We start from the raw sequence: 22958 nt of genomic DNA on the forward strand, positions 1-22958 counted from the left end.
TTGTGCGCCAGATGAGATGGGCATCGGCCCGATCTATGCTGTGCCAGCACTGCTTGAAAAGCACAATCTCAAAATGGATGATATTGGCCTTTGGGAACTTAATGAAGCGTTCGCCGTGCAGGTGCTTTATTGCCGTGACAAGCTGGGTATTCCGAATGACGTTTTAAACGTGAATGGTGGCGCCATTTCCATCGGCCATCCTTATGGCATGTCGGGCGCGCGCATGGTTGGTCATGCCTTGATTGAGGGCAAACGGCGCGGCGCGAAATACGTGGTTTCCACCATGTGTGTCGGCGGCGGTATGGGTGCTGCTGGTCTCTTTGAGGTGCTATAGTTCGCTATGTCTGACGAGGCGCAAAACTTAGATATTGCAGCCGTCGCCACCTATGTGCGTGAGCGGATGAATGGCTTTGGTGATGTGACCAACGTCACTAAGTTTGAGACGGGACAATCAAACCCGACTTATCTGCTTGAGACTGCCGCGAAGAACTTTGTATTACGCCGCAAACCGATGGGTGAGCTTTTGAAATCTGCCCATGCGGTTGATCGCGAATTTCGCGTGCAAAGCGCCTTAGCGGGAAGCGCTGTTCCTGTCGCAAGAATGCATGTGCTGTCAGATGATGATAGCGTTCTTGGGTCTCAGTTTTATATTATGGACCACGTGGACGGACGCGGCTTTGATGACCCGCGTTTGCCTGATCTAGCGGTTGAAGAGCGCAAGCCTGTTCTATCAGAAATGGCCCGTGTTTTAGCAGCGCTTCACGATGTTGATATTAATGCTGTTGGTCTTTCTGAATATGGCCCGTCTGGTAATTATTACGTGAGGCAAATCTCGCGATGGTCGAAGCAATATCTTGCCTCAAAAACGCAAGAGCTGGAGCCGATGGACCGTCTCATGGCAGCGCTTGATGAGCATATGCCAGAAGAAGATGGTTTGCGCACGCTGGTGCATGGTGACTACCGCATCGACAATATGATCTTTGATAAGAACAGTGAGAAGTGCCTCGCGGTTTTGGATTGGGAAATCTCAACCCTCGGCCACCCATATGCTGACCTTGCGGGCGTGATCATGCAATGGCAAATGCCAACTGGAAAATTGGGGCGTGGGCTAGCAGGTGTTGATCGCGCGGCACATGGTCTGTTGAGTGATCAAGAATTCATCGACCTTTATTGCGCTCATCGGGGCATCGAGAAAATTGAGAATTTTGGGTTCTATCTTGGATTCTGTTTCTTCCGCATGGCCGCCGTCTTAGAAGGGGTGAAACGCCGTGCCCTTGATGGCAATGCGTCTAATCCGAAAAAAGCACTGGAGCTTGGTGCCCATGTGCCCGCCTTTGCAGCGGGTGGTTTAAAGGCACTTGGTTATGAATGAGGGGCGTTACCAAGATAAAGTCGTAATGATCACAGGTGCTGCTGGTGGGTTTGGCGCTGAGGCGGCTAAGCGTTTCGCGGTAGAAGGGGCGCTGCTTGTGCTTTCAGATATTGATGAACAGGCGCTTGAGGCGTTGGGCGAGCAACTTCGAACTGTTGGCGTAGACATTTTGACCGAAAAGCTCGATGTCACCGAAGAAGAGCAGATGAAAGACCATGTGGCCGCCTGTCTTTCCAAATTCGGCAAGTTGGATGTGGCTATCAATAACGCGGGTATCGCCCATGAGATGGCACCAATCACAGCACTCGACGTTGAGACTTATGAAAAGGCAATGGCAGTCAATGCACGGTCCGTTTTCTTGGGCATGAAACACCAATTGCCACCGATGATTAAGCAGGGAGCAGGTGCTATCCTCAATGTCTCTTCTGCTGCAGGGCTGGTTGGTGCTGGATATATGTCCGCCTATGCAGCCTCCAAGCACGCGGTTATTGGCCTGACCAAAGCCGCAGCCGACGAAGTGGCGCGCAAAGGGGTGCGGGTGAATGCGTTATGTCCGTCTTTCGCTGACACGCCATTGTTTTCTGAGATTGCCGATAAGTTTGGTGAAAGCCGTGGCATTGAACGCAGTGAGGCTTATCAGCAAATTTCCTCACGTGTGCCAATGCAGCGGGTCGCAGAAAGCGGAGAGATCGTGCAAGCGATGTTATGGATTTGCGACGAAGAAAATAGCTTCATGACGGGGCAAGCAATTTCAATTGATGGCGGTTTGACCGCGATTTAAAGACCAATTCAGGAGATAAGCGGCGATGGCGACCCATCCAGATATTATTGAAGCCCCCTATGAGTACCAAGCCTTGCTCGGTTTTGAGATGGTGGAATGGACCGAAACACTGGTGCGTATTCAGGCCGAGATGAAACCGAAGCTCACCAATCGCTACGGCCTGCCGCATGGTGGTGTGCACGCGTCTCTGCTTGATACGGCGATGGGATATTGCGGATGTTTTACGGGCGACCCCGACAACAAGAAATTCGCGATGACGCTCTCCATGACGGTGAACTATCTGTCGCGCCCTAAGGGCAAAATGCTGATTGCCGAAGGGGTGAAAATTGGTGGCGGCAGGAAGGTGTTCTTTGCCGAAGGTAAAGTAATTGACGAGACGGGCGAATTGATCGCCACAGGGTCTGGTTCATTTCGTTATCGCACGGGCAGTGCTGGCTAGATAATTAAACCGCGTCGAAATCCAAAACAACTTTCTTGCTGAGTGCGCGTAATTGGCACGCGAGCACGAAGCCGTCATTGGTTTCCCATTCTTCCAGTGAGAAGTTCTGGATCATCTCAGCGTCACCTTCCACTAATTTGCAGCGGCATGTGGCGCACATGCCATTGGCGCAGGAATAGGGTAGGTCGAGGCCAGATTGGGCGGCGGCTTCTAGTAAGGGTTGCTCTTTGGAAAGCGGGAATTTGCGCCGCGAACCATCAAGCACAATTTCAATTTCTGCATCGCTGGCGTTGGTTGCCTTTTGCGCTGACCCTGCCGTGCGAAGCGGCGTTGATGGGGTGAAGAGTTCGAACTTGATGCGATTTTTCTCAACACCCAAGTCTTCAAGCGCTGATGAAGCGGCCTTGATCATCGGCTCTGGCCCGCAAACATAAATAGCGTCATAACTTAGTGGATCAATCAGCCCGCGCGTTGCCATGGTTTGCAGTTTTTCTGCATCCAACCGCCCGTTGAATAAATCCACATCTTGCGCTTCTTCATCCATCACATGGGTCATGAGAAAGCGGGTGAGATATTGGTCCTTCAAATCATCAAACGACGACTTGAACATAACGCTGTCGGTATTGCGATTGGCATAGCAAAGGGTAACACGACTATCAGCCTCGCCCTCCAGAACAGAGCGGGCGATGGAGTGGATGGGGGTTACACCAGAACCGGCAGCTAGCAGCAGGTAATTATGCGTGCCACCAATCGGCGCCATGAAGCGGCCTTGTGGCGTCATCACCGAGAGCGTGTCGCCAGCTTTAAGCGTTTGTGCGAAGGATGAGAAAGCGCCGTCCTCAATGCGCTTTACACCGACGCTTAAGTGCTCTGCGCCGAGAGGCGATGAGATGGAATAAGAACGCCTTGTGTCTTCGCCGTTGATTTCAGTTCTGAGTGTCAAATATTGACCGGGGGTGAAGGTGAAGTCGTCTTCCAATTCTTGCGGAATGGTGAAACTGATCACCACGCTATCAGCCGTGTCTTGATCGACGGATGAAACTTGAAGCGTGTGGAAGCGGGGTGTTTTATTGCTCATTTCGCCGCCTTAAATGCACTTGAAATAGTCAAACGGTTCCGCGCAATTTGTGCAACGGTATAGGGCTTTACAGGCGGTGGAGCCAAACTCTGAGACCTTTTCCGTCTCCGTTGATTGGCAGCGCGGGCAGGTGACTACCGTCTCACCAAAGAGCGCGCGTTTTGAGTTCTCGCCTTTTACGGGTGGTGCGATGCCATAGGCCGTGAGCTTGTCGCGTCCTTGATCTGTTATCCAGTCCGTTGTCCATGCAGGTGAAATCACGCGGTTTATAACTGGCTCAAAGCCTGCTGCTCGAAGAGCGTTTTCAACTGCTAGTTCAATAGCAAGCACAGCTGGGCAGCCAGAATAAGTTGGTGTGAGGTCAGCGACGGCGCGGCCCTGTTCATCTATCTCAACGCTCCGCAAGATGCCGAGGTCTTCGATGGTCAATACCGGAATTTCTGGATCAAGCACCTGTGCTGCCACTTCATAAGCGCGGCGCTCGGTTGCTTTGTCATCAAAGGAGAGGGCGGCACTTACCATGAAAGCCCCGGATAGGTCCGTTGCAGGTATTGAAGGTCTGCGAGTAGAAAGCCCATGTCTTCTGTGTGGTGTCCTTTGCGCCCACCCGTTTGAGCAGGGGCAAGGTCAGGGACGGGTAAGAGAGCTTCTGCAAAAATCGGCGCGATACGGTCTAGCCACTTTTGTTGCAAGCTTGCTGGATCTGGCAAAACATCGGCTGTTGCAAGCGCTTGCGTGACCTCATTGCTTTCAAAGAACTCAGGCAAATAAGGCGCGAGTTCTTCCAGCGCTTCTTGAGTGCGTCGGGTGCTCTCTTCGGTGCCATCACCAAGGCGGATCACCCATTCACCGCTATGGCGAATATGATAGGCGACCTCTTTGATTGCTTTACCTGCAATGCCGCGCAGGGTTTCATCTGGTGAGGTTAGTGCTTCCTGCCAATAAGCTTCCATAAAGCAGGCGAAGAACAATTGGCGCAGCATGGTGTGGGCGAAGTCACCGTTTGGTCGTTCGCAGATTAAGAGGTTTTGATACTCCCGCTCTAGCCGCAAGTAAGCAAGCTGATCTTCATCGCGGTCTTTTCCCTCAACCTCGCCAGCATAAGTGTAGAGGCTACGGGCCTGACCGATGAGATCAAGCGCGATGTTGGGCATGGCCAAATCTTCTTCCAGCATCGGCGCATGGCCGCACCATTCTGATAGGCGATGACCGAGGATTAAATGATCATCAGCCAACTGCAGCAGGTTTTGGAAAAGGGCGCTTTTGGTGTCCGCCATTACATATGCCCAATTTCGTCGGGAATATCGTAGAAGGTTGGATGGCGGTAGATTTTGTCATCCGATGGATCGAACAGCTCTTCGCTGTTCTGCGGGTCTGAAGCGACAATCTCACTTGACGGAATAACCCAGACCGATGTTCCTTCGCCGCGTCGTGTGTAGACGTCACGCGCCGCTTGGATTGCCATTTCTGCATCAGCTGCATGGAGCGAACCGCAATGGCGGTGGGCCAATCCGTTGCGCGGGCGGATGAACACTTCCCATAGTGGAATTTCGCCAGAATTATTTGTCTCGTCAGCCATGATCAATCCTACTCCGCCGCTACTTTGGCAGCTTGCGCCCGCTCGCGACGTTTGGCGGCATGGGCAAGCGCTGCCTCGCGCACCCATTCGCCGTCTTCCCATGCCTTGCGGCGGGTTTTTATGCGCTGCTTGTTCATTGGGCCATTGCCTTTGACGACTTTCCAAAACTCGTCCCAATCAATCGGACCAAAATCATAACCGCCTTTGCCGTCGTTCTTTTCCTCATTCCATTTGAGGTCTGGGTCTGGAATGGTGAGGCCGATGAATTCAGCTTGAGGCACAGTGGCATCAATGAATTTTTGACGCAGTTCGTTGTTCGTGAAACGCTTGATTTTCCAAGCAGTGGATTGGTCGCCATGAGTGCTTTCAGAATCATCTGGGCCAAACATCATCAGGCTTGGCCACCACCAGCGGTTCAACGCATCTTGGGCCATTTCTTTCTGCTCAGGCGCGCCTTGTGCAAGGGCCATCATCAGCTCATAGCCTTGGCGCTGGTGAAAGCTTTCTTCCTTGCAAACGCGGATCATGGCGCGTGCATAGGGCCCATAAGAGCAGCGGCAAAGCGGCACTTGGTTCATAATCGCCGCGCCATCTACCAGCCAACCAATTGCGCCAATGTCTGCCCATGTTTGTGTCGGGTAATTGAAGATGGATGAGTATTTCGCTTTGCCAGATAAGAGCTCTTCCGTCATCTGCTTGCGCGTAACGCCCAGCGTTTCAGCGGCGGAATAAAGATAAAGCCCGTGGCCACCTTCATCTTGTACTTTGGCGAGTAGGGCCGCTTTTCGGCGCAGGGTTGGCGCGCGGGTAATCCAGTTACCTTCTGGCAACATGCCGACGATTTCAGAATGGGCGTGCTGCCCGATTTGGCGCACTAAGGTCTTGCGGTAGGCAGCAGGCATTGGATCGTTCGGCTCGATCTTTTGATCGGCATCGATACGGGCTTGAAAGGCATCAAGAAATTCTTGCGTCTCTTCCGTTTCAGTTTTTGCGCCGATTAATCCTTGCGAATACATGCGAGCCTCCGTCAATCCTCATCAAACAATATATGTTACGAAAAATATTAAATCAAGAATATTTTGTAATATTTTTAATTATTGGAAGCGCTGCTGAAGGTGTTTTAAACCTGTGTCAGTCGTAGGCGTTTCCCACCAGTTTTCCGATGAGATGATGACGTGACCATAAAGCGCTTTCACCTGTGCGTGCGTCTTGCCACCGACCCAATCAGCATTCGAAAGGCTTTGAGGCAAAAGCGGGTGGCGCAAGACAAGGCGTCGCCAAAAATGGATGGTGATGAAACGAAGCGCCATGGCTTCCAATGGGGAGAGGTTCGCTGCATTGGAGGTATCAATGGATTGCAGCAAGTCATGCAAAGTTTGGTAATTATCGCTGAGCGATTGAGGAATAAGCTGATCTTTTACCCAATTTGGTATGTCCTCAATGGTCGCTTCAAGTGTCAGGCAATCTTTGCCCGCCAAAGGTTCTTGGCTGAGGCATGTGGTCTTGTTGATCTGGAAAGACGTTGCGTGATCAACTGTTGTTGGATCAATCGGCTCGTTGTGAATGGCGAGGTGCCACTGATCGTTGGTGCTGAAAAAGCTAGGATGATAAATCCGTTCAGAGGCGGCAAGGAAGGTGTTCGCGCCAGACTTGCTGAGACTATAGGCGCTGGTGCGGCCTTGTTTATGGCGTGTAAGCCAGCCTTCTTTCGCAAGCCTAGACATGGCTGTTCGAAGGGCGTTGCCCTCAATGCCGATTGCGTCGGTTAATTGCAAAAGCTCTTGTGTGGAAATCGGTGTGCCGCGCGGTTGAACGAGGTCGCCGAAGATCGTCACGACAATGGACCAAACACGCAGGCGGCTGGTTTTGTGCAGTTCGTTTAAAAACGGGGTGAGGGTGGGGAGCGTCGTCATTCGCCTGTTTTATTTGCCGTATTCGTTCATGGTCAAAAGTTCATATTCGGCCACTTGCTCATCGTCTTGATTGGTGAGCGTAACATTCCAGCGCACTTCGCCATAGGTGTCTGTGCGTTTTGTTTTGCGTTTCACCGTTAGGCGCACTTTGATGCTGTCACCTGCTGCAACTGGTTTTTGAAAACTCAGCTCATTAAGGCCCGTATTGGCGAGCACAGGGCCGGGGTTTGGTTCCACGAAAAGTCCCGCTGCAAAACTCAAAAGTAAGTATCCATGGGCAACGCGACCGGGGAAGAACGGGTTTGCTTTTGCGGCTTCATCATCCATGTGGGCATAAAATGTATCGCCTGTGAAATTGGCGAAATGTTCGATGTCCTCCAAGGTCACTTTGCGTGGAGCGGTGTGAATTGTTTCGCCAATTTGCACCTCATCAAAGCTGCGAGTGAAGGGATGGGCTGGAGCCTCAATCTCTTTTGCGCCCTTAATCCAACGGCCTGAGATGGCGGTCAAAATATCAGGGCTACCCTGTATCGCCGTGCGTTGCATGTAGTGCATCACGCCACGAATGCCACCAAGCTCTTCGCCGCCGCCTGCACGGCCTGGCCCACCATGCACCATGTGAGGCAACGGTGCGCCGTGACCTGTTGCTTCGCCCATCGAGGTACGGTCGTTGAAATAGAGCCGTCCGTGGTGAGACGCGGACGCCAGCACCATTTCGCGGGCAACTTCAGGATCATGCGTGATGATCGAGGCAACCAGCGAGCCGCCGCCACGGTTGAGCAATTGAGCTGCGTGGTTGGCGTCTGAATAGGGCATGATGGTTGCAACGGGGCCGAAGGCTTCAACGGCATGGATGTTTGTCGCTTCATCAGGGTTGGCGCAATAAAATAGTTGCGGCGAAACAAACGCGCCTTTTTGTGCATCCGCTCCTTCGACAGTTGGCAGGTCGGCATTGCCAAATACGCATTCGCATTCGCTAGATAACAGTTCAGCCTTTGCTAAAACATCAGCCCGTTGTGCCTGTGAGGCAAGGGCACCCATGCGGGTTTCTTTCAGCCGTGGGTCGCCAATGGTGGTTTTTGAAAGGCGTTGTTTGATTGCCTCAATCACAGGCTCAATCGTGGCCTCAGGCACCATGAGGCGACGAATAGCCGTGCATTTTTGACCAGCCTTTACGGTCATTTCTTGTGCGACTTCTTTGACGAAAAGATCAAACTCTGGTGTGCCGACTATGGCGTCAGGTCCAAGAACAGAAGCGTTGAGGCTGTCCTGTTCTGCGGCAAAACGGGTGGAGTTGGCCATCAACTTGGGATTGGAACGCAACATCAGCGCGGTATCAGCCGAGCCTGTAAAACTCACTACATCTTGCGAACCGAGCTGATCGAGTAGATCGCCAGTGCTGCCAACAATCAGTTGGATCGCACCATCAGGCAGGAGACCGCTTTCGATCATCATACGGAAACAAGCTTCAGCCACATAGCTGGTAGATGTTGCCGGCTTGATGATAGCTGGCATGCCTGCCAAAAATGTCGGTGCGAATTTTTCTAACATGCCCCAGACGGGAAAATTGAAAGCGTTGATGTGGACGGCGACGCCTTGAAGCGGTGTGCAGACGTGCTGACCAAGAAATGTGCCATTGCGGCTGAGTTGTTCAACCTCGCCATCGATGTAAATACGCTCATCTGGCATTTCGCGACGACCTTTGGAGGCGAAGACTTGGGTGGTGATGATGCCGCCATCAATATCGACCTTACTGTCACCCAATGTTGCGCCCGTATTGTAGGAAAGATCATAGAGGTGATCGCGCCGTTCGCGCAGGTAAATTGCGAGCGCTTTGAGGATGCGGGCGCGGTCGTGAAACGTCATTTTGTGAAGGGCTGGACCACCCTTTGTGATCGCGTAATCAATCATGTTGGAGTAGGAAAGGGGCGTGCTTCCGATCTCGGCAATTACGTCTCCAGTTACGGCTGATGGGACGGCTCTTTTGTCTCCATTGGCAGCTATCCACTCGCCGTGTGCAAAACTGTTTAGCGATAAAATTTCCATAAAACTCCCTTTCAATTTTTCCATTACTTCATTAGTTGTGATTTGGATGCAATGATTTTTTCATCGAGTTGGGAGGCTCTATGTCGGAATTTATTTTGACGAATATGCATGACGGTTGGATGGAAATTACCCTCAATCGTCCTGACAGATTGAACTCATTTAACGATGAAATGCACGCCCAATTACGCGATGCTTTAGACCGTGCAAGCGAGCCAGATATTCGCGCCGTTCTCTTAACAGGTTCTGGCCGTGGCTTTTGTGCGGGGCAAGATTTAGATGGCCGCGACCCTCGAAAAATGGACGGGCCGCCAGACCTCAATGATACGATTTCACGTCTCTACAACCCTCTCATCAAACGATTGCAAGCCCTTGAAAAGCCAGTAATTTGTGCTGTTAACGGTGTAGCTGCTGGGGCGGGGGCAAACATCTCGTTTTCCTGCGATATTTTACTAGCCTCCGACAAAGCAAAATTCATTCAGTCCTTTGCAAAAGTGGGCCTTGTTCCAGATGCTGGTGGTACTTGGAACCTTACTCATTTGCTCGGACCGTTACGCGCAAAAGCATGGGCGATGAGTGCTGAACCGATTGACGCTGCAACCGCTCATGCGTGGGGCCTTGTTTGGAAGGTTTACCCACAAGATGAACTTATGGATGCAGCCCGCACCATGACCGCTGATTTTGCCCAAGGTGCAACACTTGGCCTTGCAAAGACAAAACAATTGATTGCGCAAGCTGGAACCAACTCGCTCGAAGAGCAAGTTGTGTTGGAAGCGGAGACCCAAGGTGTGTGCGGTCGTTCTCATGATTATAAGGAAGGCGTTTCTGCTTTTCTCGATAAACGCGCGCCCAATTTTAAGGGCTGTTGACAGCTCATAAGGATCATTTTCAAAATGCCATTGTCTGCCCAAGAAAGAGCTGAAAAATCTGCCGCAAATATGTGGGCAAATGATCGTGCGAGCAAAGCATTGGGGTTTACGATTGAACGTGTCGCACCAGGTGAAGCCGTGCTGACAATGGCGGTGCAAGAAGATCATCTTAACGGTCATGATACGTGCCACGGCGGCATCATTTTTTCGCTGGCTGATAGCGCTTTCGGCTTTGCTTGTAACTCATACAACAAGAATGTGGTTGGTCAGCATTGTTCTGTTACTTATCTGGTGCCGGGTAAGAAAGGTGACACGCTGATAGCCCATGCAAAAGAAGCAAACAGGACAGGTCGCACGGGTGTTTATGATGTGGTTGTGACCAATCAATCAGGTGAGGAACTCGTCCATTTTCGCGGTGTGTCGCGAGAGGTTTCGGGTCAACATTTTCAAGAGGATGAAGCGTGAGAGAAGCTTATATTTGTGAGGGGCTGCGGTCTCCAATTGGTCGTTATGGTGGCACGTTATCGTCTGTGCGGCCTGATGATTTGCTTGCCACTGTGATGAAGGCGGTTTGTGCGTCTGCGCCTAATCTGGATGCAGCAGCGATTGATGATGTGATTATTGGGTGCGCTAATCAGGCGGGTGAAGATAACCGCAATGTAGCGCGTATGGCCGTTTTGCTCGCGGGCCTACCACAAACGATTGGCGGGGCGACGCTCAACCGTCTTTGTGGTTCTGGTCTCGATGCTATTTCTCAAGCTGCCCGCGCGATCAAAGCAGGTGAAGCAGACCTCATTTTAGCTGGTGGTGTGGAAAGCATGAGCCGTGCACCGTTTGTTATGCCAAAGCCAGATGCTGCTTTTTCGCGCAAGGCTGAAATTTATGACACGACGATTGGCTGGCGCTTCATCAACAAGCAATTGAAGAAAGAGTTTGGCGTCGATTCCATGCCAGAAACGGCGGAGAATGTTGCCGAAGATTTCCAGATTTCGCGAGAAGATCAAGATGCCTTCGCGTTTAACAGTCAACAAAAGGCAGCCAAAGCGATAGCGTCAGGTCGTTTAGCGAAAGAGATTACACCTATCAGCGTGCCACAACGTCGCAAAGATCCGATTTTGTTTGAAACTGATGAGCATCCGCGTGAAACATCGCTTGAGAAGCTCGCAAGCCTTTCAACGCCGTTTCGAGAAGGCGGCAGTGTAACGGCGGGCAATGCATCAGGCACCAATGATGGGGCGGCGGCCTTATTGATTGCGTCTGCTGAGGCGGTTGAAAAATACGGTTTGACCCCAAAAGCGAAAGTTGTTGCAACAAGCATTGCAGGTGTTGAACCGCGCATTATGGGCATTGGGCCAGCACCTGCCACGACCAAGCTTTTAGAGCGCACGGGCCATAAAATCAGCGATATTGATATCATCGAGCTCAATGAAGCATTCGCCAGTCAGGGCCTCGCGGTTCTGCGTCAACTTGGCGTTGCGGATGATGCTGATTTCGTCAATCCAAATGGCGGCGCAATTGCGCTGGGTCATCCGCTTGGCATGTCTGGCACTAGGCTTGTGCTAACGGCAGCGCATGAATTGCAAGAACGCGGCGCAAACCGTGCTGTTTGCACCATGTGTATTGGCGTGGGCCAAGGAATTGCCATGATGTTGGAAGCTGCTTAACGGCGCGTCGGGAGGAACGAATGGAAGACTTATCACCAAAAGCGGGCGATTTGGAGCCAATTGAAACGGCAAGCCGTGATGAACTGCAAAGCGTTCAATTGGAGCGCATGAAGACATCGCTGAAACGGGCCTATGATAATGTTCCCCACTATAAGAAATCATTCGATGATGCGGGCGTACATCCAGATGATCTGACTTCGCTTGAAGACCTTGCGAAATTTCCTTTTACGGTGAAAGCAGACCTGCGCGATAACTATCCGTTCGGCATGTTTGCTGTACCCCGTGAGGAGCTTGTCCGCGTTCATGCCTCTTCTGGCACCACTGGCCAGCCGACTGTGGTTGGTTATACCCAAAATGATATTGATATGTGGGCTGGTGTGATTGCCAGAAGCCTCAAGGCGGCGGGCCTGCGTAAAGGTGACCTGCTGCATAATGGCTATGGTTATGGCCTGTTTACAGGCGGACTTGGTGTTCATACGGGCGCAGAGAAAATGGGGCTGACCGTGGTGCCCATTTCTGGCGGCATGACAGAGCGCCAAGTGCGGTTGATGGAAGATTTTCAGGCAACGGGCATTACGGTAACACCATCTTATATGTTGTCGATCCTCGATGAATATCATCGCCAAGGTCGCGACCCGCGCAAAAGCCCGATGAAGGTTGGCGTGTTTGGGGCGGAGCCTTGGACCAACGCCATGCGTAAAGAGGTGGAAGACGCCTTTGATATGCATGCGGTGGATATTTATGGCCTATCAGAAATTATCGGTCCAGGTGTGGCGAGTGAGTGCGTTGAGACCAAAGACGGGCCACATATTTGGGAGGATCATTTCTATCCCGAAGTGATTGATCCTGATACTGGCGAAGTCTTACCAGATGGCGAGCTGGGTGAATTGGTCTTTACATCGCTTACCAAAGAAGCCTTCCCAATCATCCGTTATCGCACCCGCGATCTAACCCGCCTTTTGCCGGGTACAGCGCGCACCATGCGGCGTATGGAAAAGGTGACAGGACGCAGTGATGACATGATGATCTTGCGCGGTGTCAATGTGTTCCCAACCCAGATTGAAGAGCAGCTCATGAAGGTTGAGGCGCTGTCTGCCCATTTCCAAATTGAACTGACCAAGAAAGATCGCATGGACCATATGATAGTCCATTGTGAGACGCTGAAGGATGGCAATGGCGACGTGGCCTCCAAAGAATTGAGCCGTTTGATCAAAGAGACCATCGGTATTTCTGCGGAAGTGCGAGCAGGGGGTGAAAATTCTGTGGCGCGTTCGCAAGGTAAGGCGGTTCGTATTGTTGATAATCGCGGCGAGTAATTATACAGGCAAAGCGGTCGTTCACTGATGTTTTATAGCCATTACCTTGCCATTGGGCGGGTAGGTCTGTAACGAAGCTATAAATTGCTTGTTATTCAGAAGGTTTTTCCATGAATTATGTTTCCTCCCGTTTGGCCCCAGTAAAACCATCCGCCTCTGCAACTGTAAGCGCTGCCGCGAAAGCTGCCCGTGCGCGTGGTGAAGACGTGATTGACCTCGGTCTTGGCGAGCCAGATTTTGATACGCCGAAGCATATTGTTGAAGCAGCTCATGCAGCGGCCCTTAAAGGCGAAACCCGCTATCCGCCGCATGACGGAACGGCGGCATTGAAGCAGGCTGTATCTGATAAGCTGAAACGCGATAATAATCTCGATTATGACGTCTCTGAGGTCATCGTCAGTAACGGCGCCAAGCAGATTATTTTTAATGCGATCATGGCTTCCATTGAACAAGACGACGAAGTGCTCCTATGCGCCCCTTATTTTGGTTCTTATGCGGACATCGTGTTGATCTTGGGCGGCAAGCCTGTGTCTGTGCCTTGTACGGCCGAAGACGGGTTTCGCCTGACACCTGAAAACCTAGAGGCGGCGATTACGCCAAAAAGCCGTTGGTTGTTCTTGAACCTGCCGTCAAATCCATCTGGCGCTGTGTTCTCTGCTGATGATCTCAAAGCCATTGGTGCGGTGGTCGCAAAGCATCCAAACTTGATGGTTCTCTCAGATGAGATTTATGAGCACATCTTGTTTGATGGTCAGAAATTCGATTCATTCGCCGAAGTGTGTCCCGATCTGAAAGACCGCGTTCTCACCGTCAATGGTGTGTCGAAAGCCTATGCCATGACAGGCTGGCGCATTGGTTATGGGGCAGGGCCTCAGCCTTTGATTAAGGCGATGACCAAGGTGCAATCGCAGATTTCTTCTGGTGCTTGTTCTGTTGCGCAAGCTGCCGCCGTTGCTGCACTAAATGGCCCGCAAGACGAAGTACACCGTTTCCGTGAGGCATTTGAAAACCGTCGTAATCTCGTGGTGGACCGTGTAGCCAAAATTGATGGCCTGACCCTAGATCCCCCTGGTGGTGCCTTTTATGCGTTGATTGGCTGTGACGGCTGCATTGGCGCGAAAACGCCTGAGGGTAAGACAATCGAAAACGATATTGATTTCGCGCAGTTCCTGCTTGATGAAGCCAAAATTGCGGCCGTGCCCGGCGATGCTTACGGCCTCTCGCCCTTCTTCCGCATTTCAACGGCAACATCAGAAGATGTACTGACTGAAGCAATGGACCGGATTGAAGCGGCAGTTGCTAAGCTTGAAAAGTAGCGTGAATAAAATACACGCTTGACCTTCTAGTTACTGGAATGTCTATCATGGGCCTGTTGATCATCAAACAGGCCCATTTTTCGTTTTGGAACAAGCATCAAAAATCCCGCAAGAAACCCATGCCATAGACCCCGTCTGCGGCATGTCGGTTAACCTATCCAAAGGAAAGCCAAGCCTTACCTATAAGGGCGTGACGCAGCATTTTTGTTGCCACGGATGCCACGATAAATTTGAGGCTGATCCGTATTTCTATCTTTCTGGCAATAACAACATTAAGGCCGCAAAGAAGGTGGAGGGGGCTAAATATATTTGCCCTATGTGTCCCGAAGTCGAGGAGCACGACCCCGTGCCATGCCCAACTTGCGGCATGGCGTTAGAGGTTGAAGGCGGTGTTTCTGATGGCCCCAATGAAGAGCTGATCGATTTTACCAAACGCTTTTGGGGGAGCGCTATTTGTGCGGGTTTGATTGTGATTTTGACCATGGGTGGTTGGGTTGGATTGCCTATTCGTGACTGGATTGGCGAAACCACCGCGCGTTGGGTTGAGCTGATACTCGCCACGCCTGTGGTTTTATGGGCGGCAAAACCTTTGATGGAGCGCGGTTGGTCGTCGCTTCTTACAAGAAATTATAATATGTGGACGCTCATCATGCTGGGCGTTGGTACGGCTTATATCTTTAGCGTGGCAGGCGTTTTGTTGCCGTCTCTCTTTCCAACATCAATCCTCGATGCAGCAGGCCATGCGCCGCTTTATTTTGAAGCAGCCGCCGTCATCACCGCGTTTGTGTTCTTCGGCCAAATGCTTGAGCTACGCGCCCGCGACCGCACGGGTGATGCGGTGCGTGCATTGGTCGGCTTAGCGCCAAGCACGGCGAGACGTATCACGCCGGACGGCGATGAATACGACGCGCCGCTTGATAATATTTTGGAAGGTGACCGCCTGCGTGTGCGGCCTGGTGAAAGCGTTCCCGTTGATGGGGTGATTGAAGACGGTCAAAGCTATATTGATGAAAGCATGATCACGGGCGAGCCTGTTCCTATTTCAAAACAGGTGGGCGACCGTGTGAGCACAGGCACGCTCAACCAAAACGGCACCTTGATCGTGGGGGCGGAGCAAGTTGGCGCGGACACGATATTGTCGCGCATCGTGGCGATGGTTGCCAATGCTCAACGCAGCAAAGCGCCGATCCAGCGGTTGGCAGATCAAGTGTCATCGGTTTTCGTGCCTGCTGTTGTACTGGTTGCGGTGCTCGCTTTCTTGGTCTGGTCTTTCGCTTTTAACAACACCCCATTTGGCGTGGTCGCAGCGGTCTCTGTTCTTGTTATCGCTTGCCCCTGTGCTCTTGGGCTTGCAACCCCCATGTCAGTTACAATCGCAAGCGGCATCGGCGCGTTAAATGGCTTGCTCATCAAAGATGCTCGCGCCTTGGAGGCGATGGCGAAGGTGGATGTGCTCGTGGTTGATAAGACAGGCACATTGACTGAGGGGAGGCCATCCGTCAGCGATGTCATCGCATTCTCCGATGTAAGCGAGATCGACATCGTGTCGATGGCTGCATCTCTCGAACGTGGATCAGAACATCCTCTTGCTCGTGCGGTTTTGGACCATGCTGAAAAGCAAGGCGTTTCGCTTTCTATTGTCACAGGTTTTGAAGCAATTGTGGGGCATGGTGTTGGTGGTGTTTTGAATGAGCAAATTGTCTTTCTCGGCAATGAGGCTTTGATGGAAGCAAATGGTCTCATGCCGCCAACAGAAGAAATTCAGACTCTGCAAGAACAAGGCAAGACCGTTATTCTTCTCGCCAGCAGTGAGCAACTCATCGGCGCGATAGCTATTTCTGACCCGATACGCGAAAGCGCAAAGGCGACGCTGGAAGCTCTGACCCATGAAGGGATTGAGGTTATTTTGGCCACGGGCGACAATGAGATCACGGCGAACCATGTAGCGAAAGAATTGGGGCTTGGTGATGTCCATGCAGGATTATTCCCTGCGGACAAAAAGCAACTCGTCGATGACCTGCGCGCCAAAGGTAAGCGCGTTGCAATGGCTGGCGACGGTATCAACGATGCGCCGGCTCTTGCTAGTGCTGATATTGGTATCGCGCTTGGCAGTGGTGCGGATGTTGCGATTGAAAGCGCAGGTGTGACCTTGCTCAATGAAGATTTAAACGGATTGTTGAAGCTGGTGCGCTTGTCTCGTGAGACGTTGAAGAATATCAAGCAAAACTTGTTCTTCGCCTTCATTTATAATGCGGTTGGTGTGCCGATAGCAGCGGGCATTTTGTTCCCTGTTTGGGGCGTTTTACTATCCCCCATGATCGCTGCTGCCGCCATGAGCTTGTCGTCAGTCTCCGTCGTCTCAAACGCACTTAGGCTTAAAGGGATAAAATTATGAACATTGGCCGCGCTGCAGAACTCACTAATTTGCCCACCAAGACCATTCGGTTTTATGAGGAAATCGAGTTGATCAAACCTCAACGTGCTAACAATGGGTATCGAGATTATAGTGACGACGATATTCACCGCCTGAAGTTCTTACAGCGGGCGCGAAGTCTTGGGTTTAGCATTGATGAATGCCGCGCACTCTTCTCGCTCTATGAAGATGAAGACCGCGCGAGTGCTGATGTGAAGGCGATAGCCTTGACGAAGATTGAGGCAGTGGACGCCAAAATTCGTGAGCTTCAATCCCTGCGCGATACGCTAAGCCATCTGGCCGAGACCTGTAATGGCGACAACCGACCAGATTGTCCCATCATCCGCGATTTAGCCGGAGAGACGAGCTAACTTAAACGCACTGATCAGGATGTGCTTTTTGGAACGCTGATAGTTCGTTACAGGCATCCATAATGGCATTGATCCGCGTCATGTCGTCGATCTTCGCGCCCCAGCGATTGGCATTGAAAATTTGCGGCATGAGGCAGAAGTCGGCAAGGCCTGGTTTGTCGCCATGACAAAAGCGGCCTGTATTTGGATGATCAAGCATCGTTTCAAACGCAAGCAAACCTTGGCGGATAAATTTGTGCATCCAATCATCGCGCACCTGTTCAGGTTCGCCCTTGGCGATCGTTTGCACATGGGCAATGAGGCCAGAATTGCATATTGGCTGGATTTCCATAGCAATCGCATTGGAAAGCGCCCGCAGGCGTTGGCGCTCAACGGGGTCTTTCGGCATAAAACCGAGATCGCGTGTTTCATCGAGATATTCGATGATGGCGGTTGATTGGGTGAGCATTAGCCCGTCAATATCAAGCGCAGGCACAATGCCTTGCGGGTTGCGGGCGAGGTGCTCCGCGTCCTTTTGCTCTCCAGTTAGAAGGTTCACAGGCACTGTATCGAATGTAATGCCAGCCGTGTTGAGCGCGATACGCACGCGGTAGCTAGCAGAAGAAAGCTTGTAGCCATAAAGAGTGGTCATGTTTGGTCCTCCTGTGCTTTTTCAAGCAATCCATCCATTGTTTCTCCCGCGCCAATGTGGTTCGCCATTAAAAGGACGAGCCTTGCATTGAGACGGGCTGATTGTTCGTCGCTCAAGCCATCATGTAGGCTCATCAAGCGTTCGTAGAAATCATCATTGAGAAGAGTTGTCATGCTATGCGGCTCTCTCATTGGTTGCGCCTGTGTGACGGGCGAGGGTGGCGAGGTGGTTGAGTGCCTCTTCGCTTACATCATTTGTGATGGCAGCAATGTAACGGTCTGGCCTAATGAGATAGGCACAGTTCACGCCATACCGTTTGGCCAGAAGGTTTGTGCTATCTTTAAGGCGTTGTGCTGTGTCTAATTGCCCATCATGTATGTCATATAGATCAGCGCCGCTCTGGTTGAGCATCAGCAATTGATGATTGCCTGTCATGCAATCAATCAACTGGCAGGCCTTGCCATCTTTCGACACGGGAGAATCGACAATAACGGTGCCGATTTTGCGAGGGGCTTTTGCATCGGTTTCTTGATCAAGCGGCAGGGCGCAAGGCACTGATAGACGGCCAGAGTTGATGAGCTTGCGGGCGAAATCTTCTTTGCCAGCAAGTTTCAAAACCTCATCACGGAACATCATTTCCATCGACGACTTAGGCGTCATGAAGCGCGTGGCGCGGCTTGAGTTTTGAACGTTCTCACTCGCACCAAGAAGGCGCTCAGTATTGTAGGTCTCAATCAGGCCTTGATCCGCGCCACCCAATACAGCAGCCAGCTTCCACCCAAGATTGTCCACATCATGGATGCCGCCATTGCCACCGCGCGCGCCGAAGGGGGAAACCACGTGAGCGCTATCACCAACGAAGATCACGCGGTTATGCACCATGCGCTTCAGCTTTGCGCATTGGAATTTATAAACGCTCATCCAATCAAGCTTGAACGGCTTGTCTCCAAGAATAGCCTTGAGGCGAGGCATAACGGCGGCTTCGGTTTTCTCATGCTCGGTATCCGCATCTGGGCCGAGTTGAAGGTCTATGCGGTAGATATTGTCTGGTTGTTTGTGAAGCAGAGCAGACTGGCCGTTATGGAAAGGTGGCTTGAACCAAAACCAGCGCTCTGGCTCATCGGTTTCAAACGGGCTTTGTTCCATTTCAACATCAGCAATGAGGAACTGCTCCTCGAACGTTTCACCCTTGAATGAAAGTCCCATACGTTGCCGCGTGGCAGAACCTGCGCCATCACAGGCGAGCACGTATTCAGCGGCTAAGGCATAAGCCCCATCGGGCGTTTCAACAGTTAGGTGAACCAAATCGCCATCATCTTGGTGGTCCACAACCTTGTTCTTCCAACGAAGATCAATCAGATCAGGAAACTCCGCGCAGCGCTCGGCCAGATATTGCTCGACGTAATATTGTTGCAGGTTGATGAAGGCTGGATATTTGTGACCGTCTTCTGGCAGTAGGTTGAAATTATAGACCTCATCCTCGCCATGAAACAGCCGCCCGATCTTCCACGTAACGCCTTTATCAAGCATCCGCTCGCCAATGCCTAAGCGGTCGAAGATTTCAAGCGTGTGTTTCGCCCAACAAATAGCGCGGGAGCCAATGGAAACGACGTTGTTATCATCCAGAACGATGACCTTGATGCCGCGCTGTGCCAAATCAATCGCTGCCGCCAAACCAATCGGCCCAGCGCCGATAATAGCGACAGGCACCGTGGAGGCCTCACCACCTTCAAGCTCTGGCGGCTTCACATAATCAAACGGTTGATATTGATAGTTCGCCATTGCTCCTCCCAAAGCATTGGTTAGCTCTGAAGTGCGTTCCACATTTCCTTATCGCGTTCCGCCGTCCAAATGCGCGGGTGGTCTAGGCCACGTGCTTCGTCATAAGCGCGGGCCACGTTGAAAGGTAGGCAATGTTCGTAGATTGCATAATCCTTGAACTTATCATCACACGCATCGCGGCACGCATCCCATGCGTCTTTCAAGCTGCCACCACCGCGTGCAATACGGGCGATGGGGTCATAGGTTGAGCGGATGAAATCGTTGGTGAGGTCGATCGCTTCATTGACCATTTTCTTGCCGACAAGCGCATCACCGCGACCAGGTGCGATGGCGTCCACATCATATGAGCGGATGGCTTCCAGCGTTGTTGGCCAGTCTGCAAAGTGACCGTCGCCGCAATAGCAAGCTGATTTATATTCAACGATATCGCCGGTGAACATAACGTTTTGGTCTGGCACGAAAGCAACGATGTCGCCTGCTGTATGAGCGCGACCCACATGCATGAGGTCCACGCGGCGCTTGCCAAGATAGATCGTCATGCTTTTTGAAAATGTCTGTGTCGGCCACGTCAGACCCGGAATGCTTTCATGGCCTTGGAAAAGACGCGGGAAGCGGTCGAATTCGCTGTCCCAATCTTCTTGGCCACGTTCTAGCACCATAGCGCGGGCGGCATCTGACATGATGACTTCTGATGCATTGAAAGCAGATGCGCCTAGCACACGCACCGCATGATAATGAGTGAGCACCACATGCTTGATCGGTTTGTCCGTCACACCGCGTACATGCTCAATCACCTTCTGTGCTAAGCGGGGTGTCGCTTGCGCTTCAATGATCATCACGCTGTCATCGCCAATGATAACGCCAGAGTTCGGATCACCCTCAGCGGTGAAAGCGTAAAGCCCGTCACCAACTTGCGTAAAAGAAATCTCTTTTTCCGCCATGTCGCCTTGTGATGCGAATGCTTTAGCCATTTTGTTGTTCCACCTTTTGCTCGATAGCCCCAAAAATTGAATGGCCGTCTTTGTCTGTCATTTCAATGCGCACGGTGTCACCGAACTTCATGAACTCAGTGGTTGGTTTGCCGTCGTTGATGGTTTCAATCATGCGAATTTCTGCAATGCAGGAATAACCAACGCCACCTTCTGAAATCGCTTTGCCTGCTCCTCCATCTAGCTTGTTGGAAACGGTGCCTGAGCCGATGATTGTTCCAGCAGATAGGGGACGCGTTTTAGCGGCGTGGGCGATTAGAGTTGGGAAATCGAATGTCATATCCACGCCCGCATCGGCTTTGCCAAACGGTTGGTCGTTATAGGTGACGAGCAATGGGAGATGCAGTTTTCCGCCATCCCATGCGTCGCCCAGTGCTTCGGGTGTCACGGTGACAGGTGAAAAGGCGGAGGATGGTTTTGATTGGAAGAAGCCGAAACCCTTGCCAAGTTCTGCTGGAATGAGGCCGCGCAGGGAGACATCGTTGACCAGCATGACGAGACGAATGGCACTTGCTGCTTCTTCACGGCTGGCACCCATTGGCACATCGCCAACGATGACGGCGACTTCGCCTTCCATGTCGATGCCATAGGCTTCATCAGTCATGATAATTGGATCGCGAGGGGCGATGAATGTGTCGGAACCACCTTGATACATCAGCGGGTCTTCCCAGAAAGATGCAGGAATTTCAGCACCACGCGCTTTGCGTACTAATTCCACGTGGTTCACATAAGCGGACCCATCAGCCCACTGGTAAGCGCGAGGCAAGGGCGAGGCGGCATCGGCTTCATGAAATCGTTGAACTGGCTGCGAGCCAGACCGCATACCTTCTGCCACCCGCTCCAAACGTGGGCCGACATGGTCCCAGTCATCAAGGGCTGCTTGTAAGGTACGGGCAATGTGGGGAACGTCGCTGCACTGGGTTAGATCGTCAGAGACGACAACAAGACGGCCATCGCGGGTTTGGTCTTTTAAGGTAGCGAGTTTCATGAATTTCCTTACTTAATCTTGTTTGCCTTGTGGGGTTCCATCAAAGCGGCGTTCTAGGCCGTCCCAGCAGTCAACATAGTCGTCTTGTAACTTGCCATTTTTTGCCGCGAATTCCGTTACTTGTTGAGGGTAGCGGGTCTCAAACATAAAGGCCATTGTGCCATCCAGCTTCACTGGTTTTAGCTCAGCCTTGGTTGCTTTGTCATAGCCAAAGGCATCTGGTCCGTGGGGCAGCATCATGTTGTGGAGGCTCATGCCGCCGGGCACGAATCCTTTTTCTTTGGCGTCATATTGGCCGTATATGAGGCCCATAAATTCGCTCATGATGTTGCGATGGTACCAAGGCGGGCGGAAGGTGTGTTCTGCCACCATCCAACGCGGTGGGAAGATCACGAAATCAACATTAGCGGTGCCCGCTTCATCAGTTGGAGCGGTAAGGACCGTATAGATTGACGGATCGGGATGATCAAACAAGATCGCGCCTACGGGGGAGAAGGTACGAAGATCATACTTATAAGGCGCGTAATTGCCGTGCCATGCCACCACATCAAGTGGGGAATGTTCGATGAAAGTTTCATGGAACGTGCCACACCATTTCACGGTCAAGCGACACTTGGTGCCGTCTTTGTCTTCATAGGCCGCAACGGGTGTTTTGAAGTCGCGAGGGTTAGCAAGGCAATTTGCGCCGACGGGACCGCGATTTGGCAGGGTGAGCTTTGCGCCGTAGTTCTCGCAGATATAACCGCGCGCACTCTCATCCAGCGTTGAAACCTTAAACATCATGCCGCGTGGTAGAACGGCAATTTCTGATGGCTCAAGTTCAATGATACCCATCTCAGTGAAGATTTCCAAACGCCCGACTTGCGGCACAATCAGCATCTCTCCATCTGCATTGAAGAAATACTCATCGTCCATATTTGCGTTAAACAGATAGGCGTGGGAGGCCATGCCAGTTTGGGCTGTGGTGTCACCTGCAACCGTGATTGTCTTTATGCCGTCCAAGAAATTTGTGGGCGTTGCTGGAAGGTCTAACGGGTCCCAACGATATTGACCGAGAGGCAAAGCGTGCTTCGCGTTCGCGTCTGCAGATTTCCAGTCTGATTTCTCAATTTGAGTGAAAGCTTTTGTGTGCTTCACACTTGGGCGAATACGGTAGAGCCATGAACGCTCATTGGTGCCGCTTGGTGCCGTGAAGGGTGAGCCTGATAACTGTTCAGCATAAAGACCATAAGCGCAGTTCTGCGGACTGTTTTGACCCTGTGGTAATGCGCCTTCTAAACTTTCGGTCTCAAAATCGTTGCCGAAACCGGGCATGTAAGCTGGCTTGTTGAGCATCTTTGATCCTTTGCAACAAAGCGCATTTGATGTATTAGTTGCAAACGTAACAATGATTTGTGCAACTATCAAGCAGGGT

At 51.7% G+C, this 22958-nt stretch carries 24 protein-coding genes; 11 read left to right on the top strand and 13 right to left on the bottom strand.

Annotated elements, in window-relative coordinates; genetic code table 11:
* The 4 genes from ABJO30_07775 to ABJO30_07790 all read left to right on the top strand — a co-directional run.
* Positions 1 to 334, top strand: a 334-nt coding sequence (locus tag ABJO30_07775; GenBank protein MEP3232711.1) for an acetyl-CoA C-acyltransferase, incomplete at its 5' end; no start/stop codon positions are given.
* Positions 335 to 340: 6 nt separating this feature from the next.
* Positions 341 to 1372: a phosphotransferase family protein gene (locus ABJO30_07780; protein ID MEP3232712.1), complete on the top strand. Its 1032-nt coding sequence runs from the start codon at positions 341 to 343 to the stop codon at positions 1370 to 1372.
* The gene (locus ABJO30_07785; protein MEP3232713.1) at positions 1365 to 2153 is read left to right on the top strand and encodes a glucose 1-dehydrogenase; all 789 of its coding nucleotides are present in this window, start codon (positions 1365 to 1367) and stop codon (positions 2151 to 2153) included. Before ABJO30_07780 ends, ABJO30_07785 begins: the two co-directional genes overlap by 8 nt.
* Positions 2154 to 2178: 25 nt before the next feature.
* Positions 2179 to 2592, top strand: a complete 414-nt coding sequence (locus tag ABJO30_07790; protein MEP3232714.1) for a PaaI family thioesterase — start codon at positions 2179 to 2181, stop codon at positions 2590 to 2592.
* A gap of 4 nt (positions 2593 to 2596) precedes the next feature.
* Here ABJO30_07790 and ABJO30_07795 read toward each other — a convergent pair whose 3' ends face one another.
* The 7 genes from ABJO30_07795 to paaZ all read right to left on the bottom strand — a co-directional run bounded on the left by ABJO30_07795 (position 2597) and on the right by paaZ (position 9208).
* Positions 2597 to 3670, bottom strand: a complete 1074-nt coding sequence (locus tag ABJO30_07795; protein ID MEP3232715.1) for a ferredoxin--NADP reductase — start codon at positions 3668 to 3670, stop codon at positions 2597 to 2599.
* A gap of 9 nt (positions 3671 to 3679) precedes the next feature.
* Positions 3680 to 4192: a 1,2-phenylacetyl-CoA epoxidase subunit PaaD gene (gene paaD, locus ABJO30_07800; GenBank protein ID MEP3232716.1), complete on the bottom strand. Its 513-nt coding sequence runs from the start codon at positions 4190 to 4192 to the stop codon at positions 3680 to 3682.
* Complete coding sequence (gene paaC, locus ABJO30_07805) at positions 4186 to 4947, bottom strand: 1,2-phenylacetyl-CoA epoxidase subunit PaaC (protein ID MEP3232717.1); 762 nt, start codon at positions 4945 to 4947, stop codon at positions 4186 to 4188. The genes paaD and paaC overlap by 7 nt, the downstream gene beginning before the upstream one ends.
* Positions 4947 to 5249, bottom strand: coding sequence for a 1,2-phenylacetyl-CoA epoxidase subunit PaaB (gene paaB / locus ABJO30_07810; GenBank protein MEP3232718.1), 303 nt, complete (start codon positions 5247 to 5249; stop codon positions 4947 to 4949). Before paaB ends, paaC begins: the two co-directional genes overlap by 1 nt.
* Positions 5250 to 5257: 8 nt before the next feature.
* Positions 5258 to 6265 (bottom strand): 1,2-phenylacetyl-CoA epoxidase subunit PaaA, encoded by a 1008-nt coding sequence (gene paaA / locus ABJO30_07815; protein MEP3232719.1) that lies wholly within the window; start codon positions 6263 to 6265, stop codon positions 5258 to 5260.
* Between the two features lie 78 nt (positions 6266 to 6343).
* Positions 6344 to 7162 carry a PaaX family transcriptional regulator C-terminal domain-containing protein gene (locus tag ABJO30_07820; GenBank protein ID MEP3232720.1) on the bottom strand — a complete coding sequence of 273 codons (819 nt, stop codon included), beginning with the start codon at positions 7160 to 7162 and terminating at the stop codon, positions 6344 to 6346.
* Between the two features lie 9 nt (positions 7163 to 7171).
* On the bottom strand, positions 7172 to 9208 hold the full coding sequence (paaZ, locus tag ABJO30_07825) for a phenylacetic acid degradation bifunctional protein PaaZ (protein ID MEP3232721.1): 2037 nt from the start codon (positions 9206 to 9208) through the stop codon (positions 7172 to 7174).
* Between the two features lie 80 nt (positions 9209 to 9288).
* Here paaZ and paaG point away from each other — a divergent pair, with 80 nt between their 5' ends.
* From paaG to cueR, 7 genes are all read left to right on the top strand, one after another.
* A complete protein-coding gene (gene paaG / locus ABJO30_07830; GenBank protein MEP3232722.1) occupies positions 9289 to 10074 on the top strand; it encodes a 2-(1,2-epoxy-1,2-dihydrophenyl)acetyl-CoA isomerase PaaG in 786 nt (261 codons plus the stop codon).
* A gap of 24 nt (positions 10075 to 10098) precedes the next feature.
* Positions 10099 to 10539 carry a hydroxyphenylacetyl-CoA thioesterase PaaI gene (gene paaI / locus ABJO30_07835; protein ID MEP3232723.1) on the top strand — a complete coding sequence of 147 codons (441 nt, stop codon included), beginning with the start codon at positions 10099 to 10101 and terminating at the stop codon, positions 10537 to 10539.
* A complete protein-coding gene (gene pcaF, locus ABJO30_07840) occupies positions 10536 to 11738 on the top strand; it encodes a 3-oxoadipyl-CoA thiolase (protein ID MEP3232724.1) in 1203 nt (400 codons plus the stop codon). The genes paaI and pcaF overlap by 4 nt, the downstream gene beginning before the upstream one ends.
* Positions 11739 to 11758: 20 nt before the next feature.
* Positions 11759 to 13054: a phenylacetate--CoA ligase PaaK gene (paaK, locus tag ABJO30_07845; protein ID MEP3232725.1), complete on the top strand. Its 1296-nt coding sequence runs from the start codon at positions 11759 to 11761 to the stop codon at positions 13052 to 13054.
* 110 nt (positions 13055 to 13164) lie between these two features.
* Complete coding sequence (locus ABJO30_07850; protein ID MEP3232726.1) at positions 13165 to 14370, top strand: pyridoxal phosphate-dependent aminotransferase; 1206 nt, start codon at positions 13165 to 13167, stop codon at positions 14368 to 14370.
* Between the two features lie 85 nt (positions 14371 to 14455).
* Positions 14456 to 16765: a heavy metal translocating P-type ATPase gene (locus tag ABJO30_07855; protein ID MEP3232727.1), complete on the top strand. Its 2310-nt coding sequence runs from the start codon at positions 14456 to 14458 to the stop codon at positions 16763 to 16765.
* Positions 16762 to 17154 (top strand): Cu(I)-responsive transcriptional regulator, encoded by a 393-nt coding sequence (cueR, locus tag ABJO30_07860; protein MEP3232728.1) that lies wholly within the window; start codon positions 16762 to 16764, stop codon positions 17152 to 17154. Before ABJO30_07855 ends, cueR begins: the two co-directional genes overlap by 4 nt.
* A 1-nt stretch (position 17155) precedes the next feature.
* Here the strand turns inward: cueR and maiA are convergent, their stop codons facing one another.
* From maiA to hmgA, 6 genes are read right to left on the bottom strand one after another with little or no spacing between them, the layout of a single operon-like run.
* The gene (gene maiA / locus ABJO30_07865; GenBank protein ID MEP3232729.1) at positions 17156 to 17785 is read right to left on the bottom strand and encodes a maleylacetoacetate isomerase; all 630 of its coding nucleotides are present in this window, start codon (positions 17783 to 17785) and stop codon (positions 17156 to 17158) included.
* Entirely contained in the window at positions 17782 to 17958 is a 177-nt protein-coding gene (locus ABJO30_07870; protein MEP3232730.1) for a DUF2783 domain-containing protein, read from the bottom strand. The genes maiA and ABJO30_07870 overlap by 4 nt, the downstream gene beginning before the upstream one ends.
* Before the next feature lies 1 nt (position 17959).
* Positions 17960 to 19567, bottom strand: coding sequence for an FAD-dependent oxidoreductase (locus ABJO30_07875; GenBank protein MEP3232731.1), 1608 nt, complete (start codon positions 19565 to 19567; stop codon positions 17960 to 17962).
* Between the two features lie 20 nt (positions 19568 to 19587).
* Entirely contained in the window at positions 19588 to 20538 is a 951-nt protein-coding gene (locus ABJO30_07880; GenBank protein MEP3232732.1) for an MBL fold metallo-hydrolase, read from the bottom strand.
* Positions 20531 to 21544 (bottom strand): fumarylacetoacetate hydrolase family protein, encoded by a 1014-nt coding sequence (locus ABJO30_07885; GenBank protein MEP3232733.1) that lies wholly within the window; start codon positions 21542 to 21544, stop codon positions 20531 to 20533. The genes ABJO30_07880 and ABJO30_07885 overlap by 8 nt, the downstream gene beginning before the upstream one ends.
* A gap of 12 nt (positions 21545 to 21556) precedes the next feature.
* On the bottom strand, positions 21557 to 22879 hold the full coding sequence (gene hmgA, locus ABJO30_07890) for a homogentisate 1,2-dioxygenase (GenBank protein ID MEP3232734.1): 1323 nt from the start codon (positions 22877 to 22879) through the stop codon (positions 21557 to 21559).
* Positions 22880 to 22958 lie beyond the last annotated feature (79 nt).

This window comes from Hyphomicrobiales bacterium (genome assembly GCA_039973685.1).
In the GTDB taxonomy this organism is placed as follows: domain Bacteria; phylum Pseudomonadota; class Alphaproteobacteria; order Rhizobiales; family JACESI01; genus JACESI01.

What these genes read in the sequence shown, in the direction of transcription:
- ABJO30_07780 (MEP3232712.1), top strand. Translation starts at nt 341, where the DNA reads ATGTCTGACGAGGCGCAAAACTTAGATATTGCAGCCGTCGCCACCTAT.
- ABJO30_07785 (MEP3232713.1), top strand. Translation starts at nt 1,365, where the DNA reads ATGAATGAGGGGCGTTACCAAGATAAAGTCGTAATGATCACAGGTGCT.
- ABJO30_07790 (MEP3232714.1), top strand. Translation starts at nt 2,179, where the DNA reads ATGGCGACCCATCCAGATATTATTGAAGCCCCCTATGAGTACCAAGCC.
- ABJO30_07795 (MEP3232715.1), bottom strand. Translation starts at nt 3,670, where the DNA reads ATGAGCAATAAAACACCCCGCTTCCACACGCTTCAAGTTTCATCCGTC.
- paaD (MEP3232716.1), bottom strand. Translation starts at nt 4,192, where the DNA reads ATGGTAAGTGCCGCCCTCTCCTTTGATGACAAAGCAACCGAGCGCCGC.
- paaC (MEP3232717.1), bottom strand. Translation starts at nt 4,947, where the DNA reads ATGGCGGACACCAAAAGCGCCCTTTTCCAAAACCTGCTGCAGTTGGCT.
- paaB (MEP3232718.1), bottom strand. Translation starts at nt 5,249, where the DNA reads ATGGCTGACGAGACAAATAATTCTGGCGAAATTCCACTATGGGAAGTG.
- paaA (MEP3232719.1), bottom strand. Translation starts at nt 6,265, where the DNA reads ATGTATTCGCAAGGATTAATCGGCGCAAAAACTGAAACGGAAGAGACG.
- ABJO30_07820 (MEP3232720.1), bottom strand. Translation starts at nt 7,162, where the DNA reads ATGACGACGCTCCCCACCCTCACCCCGTTTTTAAACGAACTGCACAAA.
- paaZ (MEP3232721.1), bottom strand. Translation starts at nt 9,208, where the DNA reads ATGGAAATTTTATCGCTAAACAGTTTTGCACACGGCGAGTGGATAGCT.
- paaG (MEP3232722.1), top strand. Translation starts at nt 9,289, where the DNA reads ATGTCGGAATTTATTTTGACGAATATGCATGACGGTTGGATGGAAATT.
- paaI (MEP3232723.1), top strand. Translation starts at nt 10,099, where the DNA reads ATGCCATTGTCTGCCCAAGAAAGAGCTGAAAAATCTGCCGCAAATATG.
- paaK (MEP3232725.1), top strand. Translation starts at nt 11,759, where the DNA reads ATGGAAGACTTATCACCAAAAGCGGGCGATTTGGAGCCAATTGAAACG.
- ABJO30_07850 (MEP3232726.1), top strand. Translation starts at nt 13,165, where the DNA reads ATGAATTATGTTTCCTCCCGTTTGGCCCCAGTAAAACCATCCGCCTCT.
- cueR (MEP3232728.1), top strand. Translation starts at nt 16,762, where the DNA reads ATGAACATTGGCCGCGCTGCAGAACTCACTAATTTGCCCACCAAGACC.
- maiA (MEP3232729.1), bottom strand. Translation starts at nt 17,785, where the DNA reads ATGACCACTCTTTATGGCTACAAGCTTTCTTCTGCTAGCTACCGCGTG.
- ABJO30_07870 (MEP3232730.1), bottom strand. Translation starts at nt 17,958, where the DNA reads ATGACAACTCTTCTCAATGATGATTTCTACGAACGCTTGATGAGCCTA.
- ABJO30_07875 (MEP3232731.1), bottom strand. Translation starts at nt 19,567, where the DNA reads ATGGCGAACTATCAATATCAACCGTTTGATTATGTGAAGCCGCCAGAG.
- ABJO30_07880 (MEP3232732.1), bottom strand. Translation starts at nt 20,538, where the DNA reads ATGGCTAAAGCATTCGCATCACAAGGCGACATGGCGGAAAAAGAGATT.
- ABJO30_07885 (MEP3232733.1), bottom strand. Translation starts at nt 21,544, where the DNA reads ATGAAACTCGCTACCTTAAAAGACCAAACCCGCGATGGCCGTCTTGTT.
- hmgA (MEP3232734.1), bottom strand. Translation starts at nt 22,879, where the DNA reads ATGCTCAACAAGCCAGCTTACATGCCCGGTTTCGGCAACGATTTTGAG.